Source organism: Microcoleus sp. K5-D4 (assembly GCF_036704575.1).
GTDB lineage: Bacteria > Cyanobacteriota > Cyanobacteriia > Cyanobacteriales > Microcoleaceae > Microcoleus.
Genome location: NZ_JAUBSD010000021.1, coordinates 15,961 through 34,523, shown reverse-complemented (window position 1 = coordinate 34,523; position 18,563 = coordinate 15,961). Strand labels below are relative to the sequence as shown.

Below are 18,563 nucleotides of genomic sequence, written 5' to 3'. Positions count from 1 at the left end.
TACTAACTGTTAGGAGTGAAAAACTTGAAAAAGGTTGAAGCTATTATTCGCCCCTTTAAACTAGACGAAGTGAAAATCGCACTCGTCAATGCTGGTATTGTGGGGATGACTGTTTCTGAAGTTAGAGGTTTTGGCCGTCAGAAGGGCATGACAGAACGCTATCGCGGTTCTGAGTACACCGTTGAGTTCTTGCAAAAGCTCAAGGTGGAGATTGTTGTGGAAAACGATCAGGTTGACATGGTGGTTGATAAAATTATCGCGGCTTCCCGCACGGGCGAGATTGGCGACGGCAAGATTTTCATCTCTCCTGTAGAACAAATTATTAGGATTCGGACTGGGGAAAAGAACTTGGAGGCAATCTAAGATACTGGGGCATTGGGCATTGGGCATTGGGCATTGGGCATTGGGCATTGGGCATTGGGCATGGATAATTGGTACTAATCACCAATAACCAATAATTAATGACTAATGACTAATGACTAATGACTAATGACTAATGACTAATGACCCCATTTGTGGTATTAGAGCGTGGAAGGCTCGGCCTCGGTGAGAGTGCGATCGCTTGATATCCGGTGTCATTTCTGCAAACGTCTGTTGCTGTGCGGGTACGTAGAAAATGGGGTCATATCCGAAACCTCCCGTACCGCGAGGAGTGTGGAGGATTTCGCCGCGGCAAATTCCTTCTACTTGCAAGGCAATTGTACCGTCGGGACGGGCGATCGCGATCGCGCAAACAAATTGTGCTTCCCGGTTTTGTTCGCTACCCAATTCTTTGAGAAGTCGAGATATCCTGTCAGCATCGGTTTTGCCGTAGCGTGCGGAGTAAATCCCAGGTTGGCCGTTGAGTGCGTCTACCATTAAACCAGAATCATCGGCGATCGACCATTTGCCGGTTGCTTTGGCGACTTCAGACGCCTTCAAGCAAGCATTAGCAATAAAAGTTTCGCCTGTTTCCTCGATTTCCAACTCTTCGGGTTTGAGTTCCAATTCCCATCCCAAATCCTGCAGATAAACTTGCATTTCCTTGAGTTTACCCGGATTGCCCGTAGCTACAACTAGCAATTTGCGATCGGTCATTATTTCTCTTAAAACTTATGGCTCCATATTAACAAAATATTGGGGAAATGGTTGCAACAAAATTCCCAAAATCTTATCAACATCTTGAATATAGTATTCAATCGGATCGATATAAACAGTAGTTTCATCCAAAATCAAGAATTTCCAGTTAGTACCCGTCGTCACCGCGCCGTAAATGCGATCGACCTCACTATCTTGGTTTTGATTGAAACATTGGGCCGCTACCATTGCGGCTACGCATTGACCCAAACCGCCAATGATATCTTCCTTTTTTGCCTCAAAAATTGTTATAACCGGAGTACTGATAAACAATTGTTCTGAAGAACCGCTAATAATATAATCACAAAATCCTTGCAAACCTCTTTCTGGATCGACAGTAAAATCCTTACCGAAAAAAAGAGAAACTCGTTTGTTTAACAATCGCCTAACTTCGGCTAAAATCGGGGCAATCAAAAATTCTGAGCGAGCTTTTTCTGTGGAAATAAAAGTTGCTAGCGGTACATAATCAATCAGGATTGTTGTTAAAATTTCTGATGGTGAAACTGGTTTTGTGTCGGCAAATAAATTGCGAGTTTCATCTAAGGTTAATCCAAAATCTTTTTTTACTCTCGCAAGGCTGAAATCGCTGTAAGCCATTTGCTTTTATCCTAAAATTTATCTGATATAGCAATAGTATTTCATTGGTGAGTAAGATTTTTTTTACCGCAGAGGGCGCAGAGGACGCAGAGAAAGAGAGATTGGAGATCGAGTCATCCGCGTTTGTCTGCGTTTATCTGCGGTTGAAAACTCCGATTAATTATGCGCCCAAGCTTTCGCCCAGTTTAAGTTTTGCATAACTTCTTTCAAGGTCGCTGCTTCTGAATATAGACGCAACACCGGTTCGGTTCCGCTAAACCGAATTAACAGCCAGCTTCCGTCAGCTAAGCGGAATTTATATCCGTCAACTTTGTTGCAATCTACAACTGCTTTGCCGGCGATTTCTGTTAAGGGTTGATTTTGCAGCAGCGACAGCAAACGCGACCTTTCTTCCATGTTTGCTAAGTGCAAGTCGATTCTGTCATAAGCTGAAGTAAAGCTTGTTTCTTGTTGCAGTCGGGTGTAAATTTCGCTTAAGTCTTCGCCGGATTTGACAACTGCTTCTAACAAGTACAGCGCTGCCAGTAAAGCATCTCGTTCGGGAATGTGTGTACCGTAGCCAATTCCTCCCGATTCTTCGCCACCGACTAAGACTTGGGTGGTTAACATTCGATCGGCTATATACTTGTAACCGATCGGCGTTTCAAATAATGGCAAGTTGTACAGCTTGGCAATTTTGGGAATTATGTCTGAACCGCTGACTGTTTTGATGACTTCCCCGGTCAAGCCGCGCCGTTTTGCTAAATGTTCGATTAAGATGGGAACTAGGATTTGTGAACTGAGAAAGTTGCCGCTAGAGTCAACGGCTGCAATTCGATCGCTATCTCCGTCAAATACAAATCCGATTGACAAACCAGAACTTTTTCGCTGGTGAGTACGCATCACCCGAAATAACTGCGACAGGTAGCGCGGCAAAGGTTCCGGTGCACCGCCTCCAAACAGCGGATCTCGATCGCTATTGACTTCATGTACCGGAACTTCTAAAATTTGAGCTAATCCTCCGGCGGCGGCACCGTGCATTACATCTACAAATACTGTAATTTTGCCGCTGGCGATTGCTTCTTTAATCGCCTCAATATCTACCATTTCCCGCAAGGTTTTGCAGTAAGCCGGCCAAGGATTGAAATTCTCCAATTTGCCCGGAGTTGCTGAAAGTGCCGCCGGATTTTCGAGTTTTGCTTCTATCTGTTGAGTAACTTCGGGCGAAACTGAACCGCCAAATCCGCCCTTGACTTTTAACCCTAAATATGCACCGGGGTTGTGGCTGGCTGTCAGGACGATCGCACCCAAAGCATTTAATTGTTTGGCAGCTAAACTGAAAGCTGGAGTGGGGGCGTAGGATTCGCTCAGCAGCACGTCAAATCCTGCATTTTGGACGGCAACAGCCGCTGTTTTGGCAAATTCTTCAGCCAGAAATCGGCGGTCGTAACCGACAATTACGGTACCGCTGCTGCCATCGCTACTGCCGGTTTGTGCGAGAACTTGTGCCGCTAGGGGAGCGACTAACGCTACGCGATCGAATGTAAAATCGTCAGCAATGATACCGCGCCAGCCATCTGTACCGAATTTAATAGGATTCATTTAGTCACAAGTCATGAGTCACCCGTCTATTTTATGGGTTTATCAGTCGATCGTCATCTGATTTTAGATTTTAGATTTTAGATTAGGGAATTGCTTCCACAGCCTTTCCTCTGGCTATTGACAGTTGACTGTTAGCTGCTGACTGTTGGCTGTCATTAGCGTTGCTGGATAGATTATGTTTGGTTTCGTCCCTCAACCCAACTTACTAATTACTGTTAACTGCTAACTGCCAAATGCCAAATGCCAACTACCAACTGTCAACTGTCAACCGACTAAAAGAATGCCGGTTGGTGGCGGATCAAATTCAGGAATTCTTCGCGAGTTTTCTGTTCCTCTTGGAACACGCCCAACATTGCACTCGTAACCGTCCAAGCACCGGGTTTTTGTACACCCCGCATCGTCATGCACATATGGCTGGCTTCCATTACTACGGCCACTCCCTTCGGTTCCAATATTGTCTGAACTGCTTCGGCAATTTGGCGCGTCAAACGCTCTTGCACCTGCAATCGGCGGCTGTACATCTCGGAAATTCGGGCTAATTTGCTCAATCCCACTACTTTTTGGTTGGGAATGTAAGCAATATGAACTCGGCCCATAAACGGCAGCATATGGTGTTCGCACATACTGAATACGCTGATGTCTCGCACCAGTACCATTTCGTTGTGACCTTCGTCAAAGATAGCGCCGTTGAGGAGTTCTTCGAGAGATTGACTGTAACCGCTGGTGAGAAACCGCATTGCTTCTGCTACCCGCTTCGGGGTTTTGAGCAATCCTTCGCGTTCGGGGTCTTCTCCTACTCCCAGCAGCATTGTCCGAACGGCCTCCATCATTTCTTCCATGCCTACTTCTGACGGTTTGGGCACGCTGGATTCTTGACCGTTCGAGGAATTGCGATCTGGTCGAGTTGGGATGCGCGGGGTGTTGTTGTCTGCGGTTTGTAACAGTTTCATGCTGTCAGTCGAAATTGAGTTCGAGCCATTGGAATCGGGGGAAGATGCAATTGTCATAACAATTTGGTGTGAGGGTGAATCGATTTGCGATTTTGGATTGGGGGATATAGCTATAGATTCAAAGATTGTTGAATTCGAGAAAAATCCAGCAGTCTAAAATCTCAAGTTCACAAAACTCCTGCGTTGGACATGAGCGTGATTTCTTCAATTACTGCACTTGCTGGCAACTGAACTGCGTGCAGAATTGATTGGGCCACGATTTCTGGGGTTAACATGGCACTGCGATCGAAGTCGGCTTCCACGGTGTCTGTGTCCCACAGGGGAGTATTGACAGAACCCGGACAGATTGCTGTTACGCGAATTCCGTGAGCCCGTTCTTCGGCGGCTAAGGTTTTAGACAAAGCCATGAGACCGAATTTGCTGACGCAGTAGGCTCCCCAGTTGGGGAAGGCTTGGGTGCCGGCGATCGAGGAAACGTTGATGATGATTCCCGATCTGCGATCGCGCATGGAGGGCAAAACTCCTAAAATGCACTGCCAAACGCTAGTCAGATTGAGGTCTAGAACGCTCTGCCACTCGGCTAGGGGCGTTTCCGTCAAAGAGCCGGTGTAGCCCATGCCAGCGCTGTTGACCAGGATATCTACGGAGCCCAATTGAGATGCGATCGCGCTGATGCTGCTTTGCACTTGCTCAATTTTTGCCAAGTCTAAGGGATAAGCTTCTGCTTTCACTCCGACTTCTCGGGCTGCTGCGGCAACGGCTTCTAAGTTTTCCGACTCTCGGCTAACTAATGCCAGATTTATGCCCTCGGCGGCGAACGCTAGAGCCGTCGCTTTGCCAATACCGCTGCTGGCTCCGGTAATCAGAGCCTGCTTTGTTGTTGGATGGTTCATTCAGTGTCCTAATACTTTCGCTCGGCAACTCCCTACAGCGTTGCAGCCTTCTTCGGCAAATTAAACAACTGTCTGCTGCGGGTGATAACAGTTAATTATGAGATGAACATTAAGAACTGTTAAGCCGGTGTCACCTGAGAAATTATAACACTGCTGACTGATCGGCAGAATAATGAGCTGTGAGTTATGAGTTTAAAGTTAAGAATTTTTAACTCATAACTGATAACTCTGAATCGATCGGCTCAAGCAGAAATTTCAGTGAATACACCTATGTGGCGAAACTTTTGATACCGAAGCTCGCGTCGCTGCTGAGCCGTAAGCTGTGTGAGTTCTGTTAAGTTTTCCAACAAAGCTTGTTTGAGTATGGAAGCAGCTTTGAGGGGATTCGAGTGAGCGCCACCGATCGGCTCTGGTACTATTTGATCGAGAATGCCGAGGTTTTTCAAGTCCCAGGAAGTGATTTTCAGGGCTTCTGCGGCCAAGTTAGCTTTGCCAGAGTCTTTCCAGAGAATGGCCGCGCAAGCTTCGGGAGTGGCGACCGTGTAGACGGAATGTTCCAGCATCAACAGCCGCTCGCCGACACCGATACCCAAAGCGCCGCCGGAACCACCTTCGCCGATGACGGTGCAAATAATGGGAACGTCGAGGCGAAACATTTCTCGGAGGTTGCAGGCGATCGCCTCTCCTTGTCCGAGCTGTTCTGCTTCTAAGCCCGCCCAAGCCCCCGGAGTGTCGATAAAGGTGAAAATTGGCATTCCGAAGCGATCGGCGTGTTCCATCAACCGCAGGGCTTTGCGGTAGCCGCCGGGAGCAGCCATACCGAAGTTGCGGGCGATATTGTCTTTAGTGTCGCGCCCTTTTTGATGGCCGATAATGACTGTGGGACGCCCATCTATGCGGGCAATTCCACCGACGAGGGCCGGGTCGTCTCCGCCGCGCCGATCGCCGTGAAGCTCGATCCACTCGTCGCTAATTGCCTGAATGTAATCGAGGGTACTGGGGCGGCGCGGGTGACGGGCGAGTTGCAGCCGCTGCATGGGGGACAAGCTGCTGAAGATTTCTTGTCGCAGTTGGGCTGAGCGAGCTTCGAGTTTGCGGATTTCGTCGGTGACATCGACGCTGTTTTCTTCGGCGAGTTCGCGAATCTGGTGAATTCGGCCTTCGAGTTCGGCCAGGGGCTTTTCAAAATCTAAGAGTAAGGGTTTACGATCTGGGTTTGGCACGCGGATAATTTCTATAAGGTTTTGTCGATCAACTATTTTCCGATCCTACCCTGTCAGGGGATGCTGAAAAAGAGGGAAAATTTGGAAGTTGTAAATTTTGAATTATGCTTGGCTTACTAAGCTGGTTGAAAACCAGAGGCTGGAGCCTCGTTTTTTGCTACACTATTTTGGCTTACTTCTGAGTTTTAGGCCCATATTTCCCAGCGCTCCTGGGTTCCCCATCGCCACAAAAGACCTAACCCTGCTGAACTGTTCCCAACTCCAAAAAGCGACACCAGCGCGATCGAACTGATCCCTTCGGAAGCTTTAACAGCCGTGTCTATATTACCTTTTTTCGCCAATATTCAAATATCAGAAGAATTAAAGACAAACTCTTGCCACCAATCACATCCGCTTGTTCCGAACTACAAACTACTTTTCTTCGGGTTGTGTGAGCTGAGCTAATGTTAATAGTTAAGTGTTAAAAATTCACTATTAACTGTATAAAAAAGTTACTGGTTATTATCAGAAAAACTTTCCTCAATAACCAATAACCACAACAAATCACATCAAAATGACATTAAAGGTCTGAAACCGTGCTTGACAGAAATATGACCGATTTGCTCCATCTTTTCCACAGTAATTTGATTCCGTCCCCAAGAAAAGTTGGTATACATTTTTTCAAATTCCAGCAGCATTGATTCAGCAAAACAGGCAAACAACTGTCGGCCCGGTACATCCATATTCACAATCTTCATAATTTTCCACTCAATATCGAGGGAATGCTCCACAATGCCGCCATTGAGTACGTAAATTTCTGGATGCTGAACCTGAGTTGCCAGATTTTTCGGATAGCCACCGTCAATCAATAAACATGGTTGCTTCAATGTCTTAGGGTCAATTTCTACTCCCTTGGGCATACTGGCTACCCACACTACAATATCCGCTTGGGGGAGGGCTTCTTCCAAGTCCATAATTTTGCCTCTGCCCAATTCCGATTGCAAATCTTGCAATCGTTCTTTGTCGCGGGCAATGAGCAACAATTCTGCTACATTTGTTTTAACATTGAGCCAGCGACACACAGCACTGCCAATATCGCCAGTAGCACCACAAACGGCTACCGTGGCTTTTGAAAGTTCAATCCCCAATTTAGGGGCTGCTTCTTCTACTTGGCGGCAGAGGATGTAAGCCGTGTGAGTGTTACCAGTGGTGAAGCGTTCAAACTCCAACTTGAGATTGCGAATTTGCTTAATTTGCTGCAAGTTGAAAGTCTCAAAAATGATCGAAGAAAAGCCGCCTAAAGCAGTGATGTTAATCCCGTTTTTTTGAGCGTGTGCCATCGCATTAAGGATTTTGCGAGTGGCTGCTTTAATCCGGCGAGTGGCTAGCATTTCTGGCAAAAAACAGGACTCCACATAGCGGCCTTCTATTTTTTGTCCAGTGATGCTTGTTACCGTGATCTGATCAACTATTTGGGGCGGTGCGCTGCACCAAAAATCAAGACCTTGATCGGCATATTCTGGATAGCCCAGCTCGTTAGCTACTGATTGGGCGTGTTCTAAGCTGGTTAAGTGACCGATTAGACCAAACATTAAGTTGTCAAATGAAGGAAGATTGAAGATGGGAAGAGGGGAAGAGGGGAAGAGGGGAAGATGGGAAGATTAAAAATGTATATTTTAAAATGAGGTATCCCATTTTTAATTTTTAATTTTTAATTTTTTTCCCATTCCTTATTTCCAAATTAACTAGGCTGCGAGGCCCTGTGCTGACATCCGCATGATATCGCGGTTGTTAAAGCCTATGTTGCCTAGGGCTTCGCCGTAGGCAATCATAAAGTCTTCGATTAAAGCGTCTTTTTCCATTCCCAAAACGCGGGCATCGTCTGCGACAGAGTTTAGCAGTCTCCAGATGATGGGCAGGTTTTGGCGGTTGGCAGCTTCGAGTTCGGCTTTGGATTCCTCAAAGTGAGCTTGCAGCCAGACTTCCCCAAAGTTGAGGTGGGTGTATTCTTCTTTGACGACGCCTTCGGTGATTTTGCGAGCAAAGTCATCGGCGACGGGGATGTAGATGTTGTAAGCTGCGATCGCAAAACACTCGATAATTAGCGATTGAATCAACAAGCAAGTTACAATCTGACCTTGGGCCGCGGCCGTCTGGAAGTTTTTGTGCAATTCCGAAAAGAACTGCTTGGCAAATGCCATGTCCGGCGTGACTTTAAGATTCCGGCCACAAGCTTGGAAGCCCTTCATGTGACGGTTCTCCATCTTGGACAAGCCAACTAACTCTGCTTTTTTGTCAGCCAACAGTTCGGCCAGTGTCAGGTAATTGTCGTGAGCTTCTTGTTCGCCTTCAATCACAATGGCGTTGATGCGACTGTAAGCATCTTTGTAAGTTTCGGTTTGAAAGTCAATTGTTGGGCTGGCCTCAAGCTGGGGCATAGATATGTAGTCTCCTCATATAAGCTTGTGGGATGTCTGCAAACCACTTTAAAATTGGGGGTCAGTGACAGTGCACTTTACCTTTTTTGAACGCACCCCATCTAAATCAGAGATTATAGCTGAGGATTCTTTCGACAAAGAACTTTTCTTTGACGTTCCGGGAAAAACTGGCGTCATCAGCGTGTTTGGCGGAGTTTTGCCGTCGAACACTCCAGAAAGACTATCGCTAGAATGCTATCTATTTACTAATTACTTGAATTAGTCGTTAGTCGATCTTTTGCCCGGAAATAGATGATAGAAATACGGTCTATGTCTCCACCTTTCAGGGTTTTACAGTACCAACTCTATCTATAACATTATATCCTAATCACAACTTCCTCCCTAGGTACTCCTTCTTTCCTTCTACGACTATTATGTTGTTGTATGGGAATCGGGGATGCGATCGGGTTGGAGAACCTCACAGGCTTATTATTTTAGGTTAATTCACAAATTTATGGGTAAATCCTTTGACAGGTCTCAAACGCTGGAACTGCTGAGTTTTATTTTGTTGCTGGCGGGGGCTGCGCTGGTGCTGCTGCCGCTGGCTGCTGTATTTTTGGTTTCCTTATCACCATCTGGTGTGGGTGTCAAGGCCACAGGCCTGACTTTTGCGAACTATCAGGAGGCTTGGCGACGGGGCAATTTTTTGTTGGCATTTGTTAATTCTACTCTAGTGGCGATCGCAGTGACGGGTTTTCAGGTTGTAACTTCTGCTTTGGCCGGTTACGCCTTGGCCCGGCTGAAGTTTCGCGGGCGACAGGCGATTGTGTTGGGGGTTTTGGCAACGCTGGTAATTCCGTTTCAGCTTTTGGTGATTCCCATTTTCATGGTTTTGAAGTGGGGTCATCTGCTGAATACCTACGGGGCGCTGATTTTGCCGACGGCGGCTAACGGTTTTGGAATTTTTCTGCTGCGCCAGTATTTTATGACTGTTCCCGTGGAGTTGGAGGAGGCGGCAATGCTGGATGGGGCTAACCGCTGGCAGGTTTTGTGGCAGGTGATGTTACCTTTGGCCCGCCCTGCTTTGGTGACGCTGTTTTTGTTTACCTTTATCGGGGAGTGGAACGATTTGTTTAAGCCGCTGGTGTTTACGACGCGGCCGGAGTTGCGGACTGTGCAGTTGGTTTTGGCTGAGTTTCAGGAACAGTTTACTAGCAGTTGGCAGTTGTTGATGGCGGCGGTGGTAATTGGAACTGTGCCGGTGGTGTTGCTGTTTTTGGTCGGTCAGCGGCAGTTTATTCGAGGGATTGCGGCGACGGGGATTAAGAATTGAGTTGGAGATGCTTGGCAATTAAGTTTGTAGTCATTTGTGGAACCATTCTCAAGAACAGGCTTTCGGGTCTGTTCTTGAGAATGGTGCCAGATGTGATTTTGTAGTCACTCGGTGATTGAACTCGCTACTATACAAACGAAGTTTACTTTCAGCACACTAAGAGATCAAGGGCATATCAAAGCTGTATTATGTGAATCTATGCAGAAGCTCGGTTTATTTTTATTTATCGTATCTTTTCTACCGTGGTTGGCAGTCTTTTTTGTTGTGCCGTTCCTGCCGCTGGACATTACCCAAAAAACTACTTTATCTGTCGTTCTGGCTGTTGGGGCCGAGGTTTGTTTTTGGATTAGCGTAGTGCTGTTGGGAAAAGAAGTAGTTACCAAATATCGGCGTTATTTGCATCCCCGATATCTTTGGAAAAAAATCAGAAATTTTAACCGCAGATGAACAGGAATCGACGCCGATAATGAGCCTGGAGATTGGCGTTTATCTGCGGGCAAGGTTGAGTTATTCGCTGAAAATTTGCAAGCGAATAGAGCGTTCTCCGTCTCCAAAATCCACTTCAATCTTTTCTCCCGAAAGAGTGTCCAAGCATCCCAAAAGCAACCGCAAATTGGGTGTGCTTGCTCCTGTATCCACGTACAATCTATCGGCTAAACTGCCTAAACGCTTCCAAATCGTGTAGAGTTTGACTACTGTTTGTTCTAGCTGTGCGGCTTGTTTTACAACGTCGGCGGTGGTTCCCAAACAGCCTACTCGCAAAGATTCTTCTAAGGCCATTTCCATGTCTAAGTGAGACTGATTGAGAGCTTGCACTTGGGCGGCGGCGTCGAGATATTTGGATAAGTTCTTGGCGTCGGATGTTAGCTGTTTGACAGTATCTACGTCGGGATTTTCTGCTACTTCTTTTTGAATTTCGCTTTGGTGAGATGGGGAGAGTTTCTCCATTTCTTTGACTAAAGGAGCGAGGTAGCGGGAAGGTAGAGAACCCGTAGATGCTTTTTCTTTGACTTCTTCTGGCAATAAATCTGAGTTCATTGCCATCCATTCGTCGGAGAGTTGTTTGACTTCGCGGCGGGTGATGCGATCGCCACTTGCTGCGGCATCTGTTACCATTTGCTGGACTTCGGGAGATGCTTTGGCGGTTTCTACAAAGGCTCTTTTGCTGAAGTTTCTAATGGAATTTGGGTCTAAATCTCCTTGCTGGATCAGAGTATCGGCACTATTAGCTAATTCTATCAAAGAATAGGCTTGACTTTTGCCAATTTCTCTTTCTTTGAGCCAGTTCAAAAAGCCTGTACCGCGTCCTTCGCCGCCTTTTTTTTCTCTGTCTCGGACTGTTCGGAGAATGCGTCCCCGCCAAATGTCGGTTTGCAAGTCGAAGCGATCGCACACTTTCCAGGCATTGTCAACCTGATTGTCAAAATCAAAGTCTGGTATTTGTTCGTCTTCGGGGTCTGGCAATTGGAAATTGATATCGGTAAAGCCGTTGAGGGCTTCTGCAAGTTCTGCGGGATTTAGGGGGACTTCAGCCATTAGGAAAAATTTGTGTAGTGCAACAGCCGGTTTAATTGGGAACTTGCACGGGTTGACAGTTGAGACGCTATATGTAGCGGTAAGGTAGGCAAGATTTACCTACTAATAGAGCTTTCATGCAAGTCATATTATTATTGCACGATGGAGGGCGATCGGCGAAAAGATACCCAAAATGACTCCGGGCACGCCCCTGATGGGACTTGAGGGGAGTGGTGGCTGTGGGGGGATTGAGTTAAAGTGAATTAGGAAATTAAAGGAACTAATAAAATGCTGGAAACTACCAAACGTTAGGATCGCTCTATCCCTTTGTTAGCCTAAAATTGAGAAAATAAGCTAAAGGAAAAGTGCCAGGTCAGAACAAGACATCGCTCATATCATTACGCTCGAACCGGGTAAGCGAGGTGGGAAACCTTGTATTCGAGGCATGAGAATTACGGTTTATGAGGTGTTGAAATATTTCGCTTCTGGGATGAGTTATGAAGAAATCCTAGAGGATTTTACCTATCTCACGCAACAGGATATTTTTGCTTGTTTGAGTTTCGCGGCTAAACGAGAGCAGTTTAGGTTATTTGTTGGGTGATAAAACTACTTTTGTTTGAGCAAAATCTCTCTCCCTGTCTTATCAATCTCCTTGCTGACATTTATCCGGATTCCGTTCATACTGTCCGGACTATTGTTAAGGAAAATGAAAAAGTAACTACTATCTCCCTGCGTGAAATCATGCCCAAAGACTTCTCCGGTAAAAATCTCCGAGGCCGCAACTTCAAAGGTCAAAACCTCACAGGTGCAAAATTCATCGGTGCAGACATCCGAGGCGCAAACTTCACCAATGCCATCCTCATAAAAGCTGACTTCACCCGTGCCAAAGCTGGACTGCAACGTCGCTGGACAATTTTTCTAGTAACTATCTCGCTATTTCTATCGGTAATATCGGGGTTGATCTCAAGCGTGGCTAGTTTTTGGGTAGCAATTTTTTTCACTCCAGATACCATCAAACAGTACACCATTCTTCCCGGTGTGCTTGTGTTGATAGTTTTGGCAATCTTCTTGATAGCTACTATCCGCCAAGGTATAGGGGCAGGGGCAGCGGCAGGGGCAGTGGCAGTGGCAGTGGCAGTGGCAGCGGCAGTGGCAGCGGCAGGGGCAGCGCCAGTGGCAGCGGCAGCGCCAGGGGCAGCGGCAGCGGCAGCGGCAGCGGCAGTGGCAGCGGCAGCGGCAGTGGCAGCGGCAGTGGCAGCGGCAGCGGCAGCGGCAGCGGCAGGGGCAGCGGCAGCGGCAGCGGCAGGGGCAGCGGCAGCGGCAGTGGCAGCGGCAGGGGCAGCGGCAGGGGCAGCGGCAGCGGCAGGGGCAGCGGCAGGGGCAGCGGCAGCGGCAGGGGCAGCGGCAGGGGCAGGACTAGGTATTTACGTTGCTTGGCGTGCCCTGGCTGGGGATGAGAAACACGCCTTTGTTCTCAAAATTGCCATTGCTTTTGCCGCTACAGGCGGCACTTGCTTTCGCAATGCCGATCTAACTGATGCCAATTTCACTGAAGCAACCCTCAAAAGTACAGATTTGAGAACAGCCAATCTCACTCGCACTTGCTTCCACAATACAGAAAAACTCGATCGCGCGCGAGTCGGTAATTCGATATTAGCTGATACCCGCGTCCGAGAATTACTCATCACTGGCAATGGCTACAAAAAATCCTATGTCGGTGCGAATCTCCAAGGAGCAAACCTGACAGGCGTTAATCTCAACGAGGCTAATCTCAAGCAGGCTAATCTCAGCGAAGCAACTTTGCATCAAGCTAATTTGGAATTCGCAAACCTCACTGAAACTCAAGCCTTAGCAACAGATTTTACAGAAGCTTATTTTACAGGTGCTTGTTTGGAAGCTTGGAATATTGACGCTAATACAAAGCTCGATCGCGTAGACTGTCGCTTTGTTTATCTTCTAGAATATCCCCAACCGGGAACTGGCGATCGCGAACGCCGCCCTCACCACATCAGTAAATGTTTTGAACCGGGGGATTTCGAGAAAGTCTATAAAAAAATTATGACAACCGTGCAAATCCTGCTCAAAGATGGGATTAACCCCGAAGCTTTTACCGCCGCTTTTCAGAAGTTAATGCTAGAATTTCCCGACATTACACCGGAGTCAATTCAAGGGGTTGAGAAGAAAGAAAACGATGTTTTACTGACTATCAAAGTTCCAGAAGGAACGGATAAGGGTAAAGTTGAGCAAATTTGGGACGAAGTTTATCAAGCAAGGCTAGAAGCTCAAATGCGAGCCGAGCAATTAAAATCTAAAGATGAAATTATTGCCATTCAAAAACATTATTTAAATGTGTTTCTAGACTTAGTGAAAGGAGGGAATCCTAAAAATAGGGAACTGAATGAATTTGTAAAATTGTTGACTCCGCCACCTGTAAATGTTAAATTTATTAATGAAGTTAAATCTACATCACAGAATAAAGTTATGAGTGACCAAATCGACCAAAGTCGCAAAATAGAAATTACAGGCGGAACCGTTAACGCTAGCGGTGCTGGATCGTTAAGTTTAGGTGATATCAGCGGTACTGTTGCCAATACAATTAATCAATTATCTGATTCTGCTAAAACAGATGAACCGGGAATAAAAGAATTATTGACTGAGTTACAAACAGCGATCGAGGCTGAAACTGATTTATCTGATGATGATAAAGCTGAAGCATTGGAACAGGTAAAAACTTTGGCAGAAGTAGGGAAAAATCCCCAAGAAAGTACAATGCAAAAGGCGGGGAAAACGGCAATGAAAATTTTGAAAGGGACTATTGCTGGTTTACCTAGTGCGGCGACGTTGGTAGAAGCTTGCAGTAAATTGTTGCCTGCGATCGCAAGTCTCTTACTTTTACCCTGAAATCCAATATCAACGCCCAGTAAGTAATTGTATTTTTAGGGCGGGCGAGACGCCCACCCCACGAAGATTCTTCACTTCAATCAAAATGACAGCGCAGCTTACCGTCCAGATTTTCTCGGCGGTGTATCATCAGTCGATCGCTTCCGACGGATCAGTACGCTCATCACCTGCTTCGGATTGGCTGCACGTTGTACGGGGCTCCAATCGCCGACTTGGGCAAATCCCAGTCGGTACAAAGTGAGTATGGTTTCCCGGACACCCTTGGGCGAACCGACAACGGTTAACAGCACCACTTCCTGTTCGCATACTGCTGCTGATTCGTCATTTGGGCGATCGGATTTGTTGTCGTCAGGCACGAATTCCTGTGACATAATATGTTCTCCTGGTTTTGGGTTTTCTAGAAAAACCCAAAAACCCAGCCGCCCCGCATTTCAAGACATAGCAGGGCGGCTACAGAGGATGTTAAGATACTCCGTTAGCCTCCAGACTGCTTGTACCAGTTTGGCGGTTAGCTGTCCATTGCTGTTAGCGCAGCTTTGGGCAGTGCAACTAGATTTTTGGGCGACGCGGGCTGCCTCCTCTACAAGCAAGCAACCTCTCACTTCAAAGCGTAGCCGCAGATGGGGGCCGCCGTCAATCGATTTTGGATTTTGGATTTTGGATTTTGGATTGAAGAATTGATCCCCGAACTAATCTGGAGACTTTGGGGGTTTTGATGGGGGATTGGCGGGTTTTGGGCGATCGCACCAATGAGACTCACAAAACGATCGCCTTTTCAACTTACCAACTACAACGGCGATACTTTATCGCGTTCAATCTCCTCGTGGGGAGTCGTTTTCCCATTCAAAATTGTGCCATCCTCGGGGAGATTGTCTAGTCGATCGCGCTTCTTAAAGCGATCGCGAGCCGAGACAACCACCACATACAGAACCGGCACCATAAACAAACTCAAGACAGTAGAAACAACCATCCCCCCCGCGATCGCATTCCCTAGCGATCGGCGGCTCGCTGCACCCGCACCTTCGGGGTTAACCAGAGGAGCAATACCTAAAACGAAAGCCAGAGAAGTCATCAAAATCGGTCGTAAACGCTCTTGAGAAGCCTCAACTGCGGCCTTAGCAATTGAATATCCCTGCTCCCGTAACTGGTTAGCAAACTCCACGATTAAAATCGCATTTTTACTAGCCAACCCAATCAACATCACCAAACCAATCTGGCAATAAACATCATTCGCCAAACCCCGCAACGACTGAGCTAAAAGAGCACCCAAAATCGCCAGAGGCACCGATAGCAAAATAATGAAAGGATCGACATAATTTTCGTACTGAGCCGCCAACACCAAAAACACAAAAATCAGCCCCAAACCGAAAATAATCGGTGCTTGACCTCCCGATTCAATTTCTTCTAAAGAACTCCCCGACCATTCATAGCCAAAACCCGATGGCAAAACTTCAGCCGACACCTTTTCCATCGATTTTAGCGCCTGCCCAGAACTCGCTCCCGGAGCCGGAGTGCCAGTAATTTCAATTGACCTATACAAATTGTAGTGGTTAACAGTTTGTGCTCCGACCACCGGAGTAATCTTCACCAAATTGCTCAAAGAAATCATTTCATTCTTTCCCGAACGCACATACAATTTCCCAATATCTTCAGGGTTATCGCGAAACTGTTTATCCGCCTGAACATAAACCCGATAATTGCGCTGCTGGAGGTTAAAATCGTTCACATACTGAGCACCCAGAGCCGTTTGTAACGTACTGAAAACATCATTAATCGGAATATCTAGAGCCTTAGCTCGATTGCGGTCAACCTCCACAATTAACTGAGGTGTATTCGCCGCAAACGTACTAAATACCGCTTGCAATCCCGGTGTCTGATTTGCCTGCTTTAAAATCCCGCCCATAGTCTGGACTAAGCCATCTAAACCGCTATTACCTTTGCGGTCTTGCAATTGAAATTGGAAACCCCCAAATTGACCTAAACCTTGAATTGCAGGCGGATTCACAGGGAAAATTCTAGCTTCGGGAATCGAGAAAAACTGACCCCGCAACTTACCAATAATTGCTTGTACAGTTTGATCTTCTCCGTGACGTTCTTCCCAGGGTTTCAGTGTAGTAAATATAATGCCTTGATTAGAAGTGCTACCGCTAAAACCAAATCCACCCACTGAAAAAGTCCCGACAACTTCAGGAAGTTTGAGGATTTCTTGTTCTACTTGATCCATTACTTTCTGAGTGTATTGGAGCGAAACACCTTGGGGCCCTTGAATAATTGTCATAAAATACCCCTGGTCTTCTTCCGGGATAAATGCTGTGGGTACTGATAAATAAAGCCAAGCTGTTACTCCCAGAGAAGCGATGAACACGAGGGTGACAATAGTCTTAATTCCTGTGAGAAATATTAAGGATTTTCGATATTGCCGCTGTACCCAATCGAGAATTCCATTAAAACGGTCAAAAACCCAACCTAGCGGGCCCCCAAACTTCGGCCCTCGACGCAGTAATATAGCTGAAAGTGAAGGCGTGAGAGTAATAGCAATAAAGGTAGAAAGCAGGACGGAAAAAGCAATTGTCAGCGCAAATTGTTTATAAAGCGCTCCTGTAGTTCCGGGGAAAAATGCCACGGGTACGAACACTGCCATCAACACTAAAGAAGTCGCAATTACAGCGCTAAAAAGCTCCCGCATTGACTCAAAAGCCGCTTGGCGGGCATTCATCCCTTGGCGGATCATGCGGTCAATATTTTCTACTACAATGATAGCGTCATCAACCACTAATCCCGTCGCTAATGTCAGACCAAACAGAGATAAACTGTTAATCGTAAATCCGAAAACTTTGATAAAGGCAAACGTCCCAATCAAAGAAATTGGAATTGTGATGATAGGAATAAGAGTTGTGCGCCAGTCTTGCAAGAAAACAAAAATTACTATCACCACTAACAAGACTGATTCAAATAATGTCTTGACTACTTCTGCCATCGACTCTTCAACAAACAAAGTCGTGTCCAGCGCTACTCTATGTATCAACCCCGGAGGGAAAGCAACAGCTAGTTTTTCCATTTCTTTTTTGACGGCATGGGCAACATTCAAAGCATTACTTCCAGGCAGTTGGTAAATCCCTAAACCGACTGCATCATTGCCTCGAAATCGCAGAAATGAGCTGTAATTCTCTGCCCCTAGTTCTGCTCTACCCACATCTTTTAATTTAACTAACGTTCCATTTGTCTCTGTTTTAAGGACGATTTCTTCAAATTCTGCTGGTTCTTTGAGGCGACTTTCAGCACGCAAGTCAATTTGATACATTTGTCCCTGCGGAGCAGGTTCTTGACCAACTCTCCCAGCACCAACTTGCAAGTTTTGTTCGTTGAGAGCCCTCGTTACATCTTGCATTGTGAGACGGCGAGCCGCTAATTTATTGGGATCTATCCATAAACGCATTGCATAGCGTCTTTCCCCAAAAATTCGCACGTCGCCAACACCTTTTACCCGCTTTAAAGCATCTGCTAAATATAGGTCAGCGTAGTTGCTTAAAAATATGGTGTCGTATTCTTTATTTTCTGTAAATAAACCGATCGCTAATAGGAGACTTGTAGATTGTTTTGTAACTGTAACTCCTGTGCGTTGTACGGCATCTGGTAGCTGGGGTTGAGCAACTGCAACTCGATTTTGAACATCGACGCCGGCAATGTCTTTGTTGCGCGAGGAATCAAAGGTAGCTGTAATAGTGCTAGTGCCATCGTTACTACTACTGGAAGTTAGATATTTTAGTCCTTCAACGCCGTTTATTTGCCTTTCTAGGATGTTGGTAACGGCATTTTCGACAATTTCAGCACTCGCCCCGCTATAGTTAGCTGTGACGTTGATTTGGGTGGGGCTGATGTCGGGGAAGCGCTCGATCGGCAATGTGGGAATGCTGATTGCGCCTACCAAAATAATAATTAAGGCGCAGACGCTAGCAAAGACAGGTCGTTTAATAAAGAAATCTGCAAACATTATTTGGGTAATGGGTAGTTGTTAGTTGATAATTGCTAATTCCTAATTGCAGGCACTTCAGTCAAAA

At 46.4% G+C, this 18,563-nt stretch carries 18 protein-coding genes; 6 read left to right on the top strand and 12 right to left on the bottom strand.

The window, feature by feature from the left end:
- The first annotated feature begins 24 nt into the window (after positions 1–24).
- Positions 25–363: a P-II family nitrogen regulator gene (locus QUA77_RS09250; RefSeq protein ID WP_006633346.1), complete on the top strand. Its 339-nt coding sequence runs from the start codon at positions 25–27 to the stop codon at positions 361–363.
- Positions 364–486: 123 nt separating this feature from the next.
- On the opposite strand, the gene rdgB is transcribed toward QUA77_RS09250, so the two are convergent.
- The 8 genes from rdgB to QUA77_RS09210 form a co-directional block, all read right to left on the bottom strand.
- Complete coding sequence (rdgB, locus tag QUA77_RS09245; protein WP_333449931.1) at positions 487–1,077, bottom strand: RdgB/HAM1 family non-canonical purine NTP pyrophosphatase; 591 nt, start codon at positions 1,075–1,077, stop codon at positions 487–489.
- A gap of 15 nt (positions 1,078–1,092) precedes the next feature.
- Positions 1,093–1,713: a hypothetical protein gene (locus QUA77_RS09240; RefSeq protein ID WP_333449930.1), complete on the bottom strand. Its 621-nt coding sequence runs from the start codon at positions 1,711–1,713 to the stop codon at positions 1,093–1,095.
- Between the two features lie 156 nt (positions 1,714–1,869).
- Positions 1,870–3,294 carry a phosphoglucomutase/phosphomannomutase family protein gene (locus tag QUA77_RS09235; RefSeq protein WP_333449929.1) on the bottom strand — a complete coding sequence of 475 codons (1,425 nt, stop codon included), beginning with the start codon at positions 3,292–3,294 and terminating at the stop codon, positions 1,870–1,872.
- A 272-nt stretch (positions 3,295–3,566) separates the two neighbouring features.
- Positions 3,567–4,301, bottom strand: a complete 735-nt coding sequence (gene folE, locus QUA77_RS09230; protein WP_333035382.1) for a GTP cyclohydrolase I FolE — start codon at positions 4,299–4,301, stop codon at positions 3,567–3,569.
- 110 nt (positions 4,302–4,411) lie between these two features.
- Positions 4,412–5,137, bottom strand: a complete 726-nt coding sequence (locus QUA77_RS09225; RefSeq protein WP_333449928.1) for an SDR family oxidoreductase — start codon at positions 5,135–5,137, stop codon at positions 4,412–4,414.
- 242 nt (positions 5,138–5,379) lie between these two features.
- Positions 5,380–6,360, bottom strand: coding sequence for an acetyl-CoA carboxylase carboxyl transferase subunit alpha (gene accA / locus QUA77_RS09220; RefSeq protein WP_333449927.1), 981 nt, complete (start codon positions 6,358–6,360; stop codon positions 5,380–5,382).
- A gap of 548 nt (positions 6,361–6,908) precedes the next feature.
- Positions 6,909–7,931, bottom strand: coding sequence for a long-chain acyl-[acyl-carrier-protein] reductase (locus tag QUA77_RS09215; RefSeq protein WP_333035377.1), 1,023 nt, complete (start codon positions 7,929–7,931; stop codon positions 6,909–6,911).
- A gap of 153 nt (positions 7,932–8,084) precedes the next feature.
- The gene (locus QUA77_RS09210; RefSeq protein WP_333204074.1) at positions 8,085–8,777 is read right to left on the bottom strand and encodes an aldehyde oxygenase (deformylating); all 693 of its coding nucleotides are present in this window, start codon (positions 8,775–8,777) and stop codon (positions 8,085–8,087) included.
- Between the two features lie 70 nt (positions 8,778–8,847).
- Here QUA77_RS09210 and QUA77_RS09205 point away from each other — a divergent pair, with 70 nt between their 5' ends.
- The 3 genes from QUA77_RS09205 to QUA77_RS09195 all read left to right on the top strand — a co-directional run bounded on the left by QUA77_RS09205 (position 8,848) and on the right by QUA77_RS09195 (position 10,536).
- Positions 8,848–9,039 carry a hypothetical protein gene (locus QUA77_RS09205; protein ID WP_333035373.1) on the top strand — a complete coding sequence of 64 codons (192 nt, stop codon included), beginning with the start codon at positions 8,848–8,850 and terminating at the stop codon, positions 9,037–9,039.
- A 231-nt stretch (positions 9,040–9,270) separates the two neighbouring features.
- Complete coding sequence (locus QUA77_RS09200) at positions 9,271–10,089, top strand: carbohydrate ABC transporter permease (protein WP_333449926.1); 819 nt, start codon at positions 9,271–9,273, stop codon at positions 10,087–10,089.
- A gap of 111 nt (positions 10,090–10,200) precedes the next feature.
- On the top strand, positions 10,201–10,536 hold the full coding sequence (locus QUA77_RS09195; protein ID WP_333035371.1) for a transporter suffix domain-containing protein: 336 nt from the start codon (positions 10,201–10,203) through the stop codon (positions 10,534–10,536).
- Positions 10,537–10,596: 60 nt separating this feature from the next.
- Here QUA77_RS09195 and QUA77_RS09190 read toward each other — a convergent pair whose 3' ends face one another.
- The gene (locus tag QUA77_RS09190; RefSeq protein WP_333035370.1) at positions 10,597–11,625 is read right to left on the bottom strand and encodes a hypothetical protein; all 1,029 of its coding nucleotides are present in this window, start codon (positions 11,623–11,625) and stop codon (positions 10,597–10,599) included.
- A 364-nt stretch (positions 11,626–11,989) separates the two neighbouring features.
- Here QUA77_RS09190 and QUA77_RS09185 point away from each other — a divergent pair, with 364 nt between their 5' ends.
- Positions 11,990–12,205, top strand: coding sequence for a DUF433 domain-containing protein (locus tag QUA77_RS09185; RefSeq protein WP_333449958.1), 216 nt, complete (start codon positions 11,990–11,992; stop codon positions 12,203–12,205).
- Between the two features lie 140 nt (positions 12,206–12,345).
- Positions 12,346–14,505 carry a pentapeptide repeat-containing protein gene (locus tag QUA77_RS09180; protein WP_333449925.1) on the top strand — a complete coding sequence of 720 codons (2,160 nt, stop codon included), beginning with the start codon at positions 12,346–12,348 and terminating at the stop codon, positions 14,503–14,505.
- A 98-nt stretch (positions 14,506–14,603) separates the two neighbouring features.
- Here the strand turns inward: QUA77_RS09180 and QUA77_RS09175 are convergent, their stop codons facing one another.
- The 3 genes from QUA77_RS09175 to QUA77_RS09165 form a co-directional block, all read right to left on the bottom strand.
- Positions 14,604–14,876, bottom strand: coding sequence for a hypothetical protein (locus tag QUA77_RS09175; RefSeq protein WP_333449924.1), 273 nt, complete (start codon positions 14,874–14,876; stop codon positions 14,604–14,606).
- Positions 14,877–15,103: 227 nt separating this feature from the next.
- A complete protein-coding gene (locus QUA77_RS09170) occupies positions 15,104–15,265 on the bottom strand; it encodes a hypothetical protein (protein WP_333449923.1) in 162 nt (53 codons plus the stop codon).
- Positions 15,266–15,292: 27 nt separating this feature from the next.
- Positions 15,293–18,496: an efflux RND transporter permease subunit gene (locus QUA77_RS09165; protein ID WP_333449922.1), complete on the bottom strand. Its 3,204-nt coding sequence runs from the start codon at positions 18,494–18,496 to the stop codon at positions 15,293–15,295.
- Between the last annotated feature and the right edge of the window lie 67 nt (positions 18,497–18,563).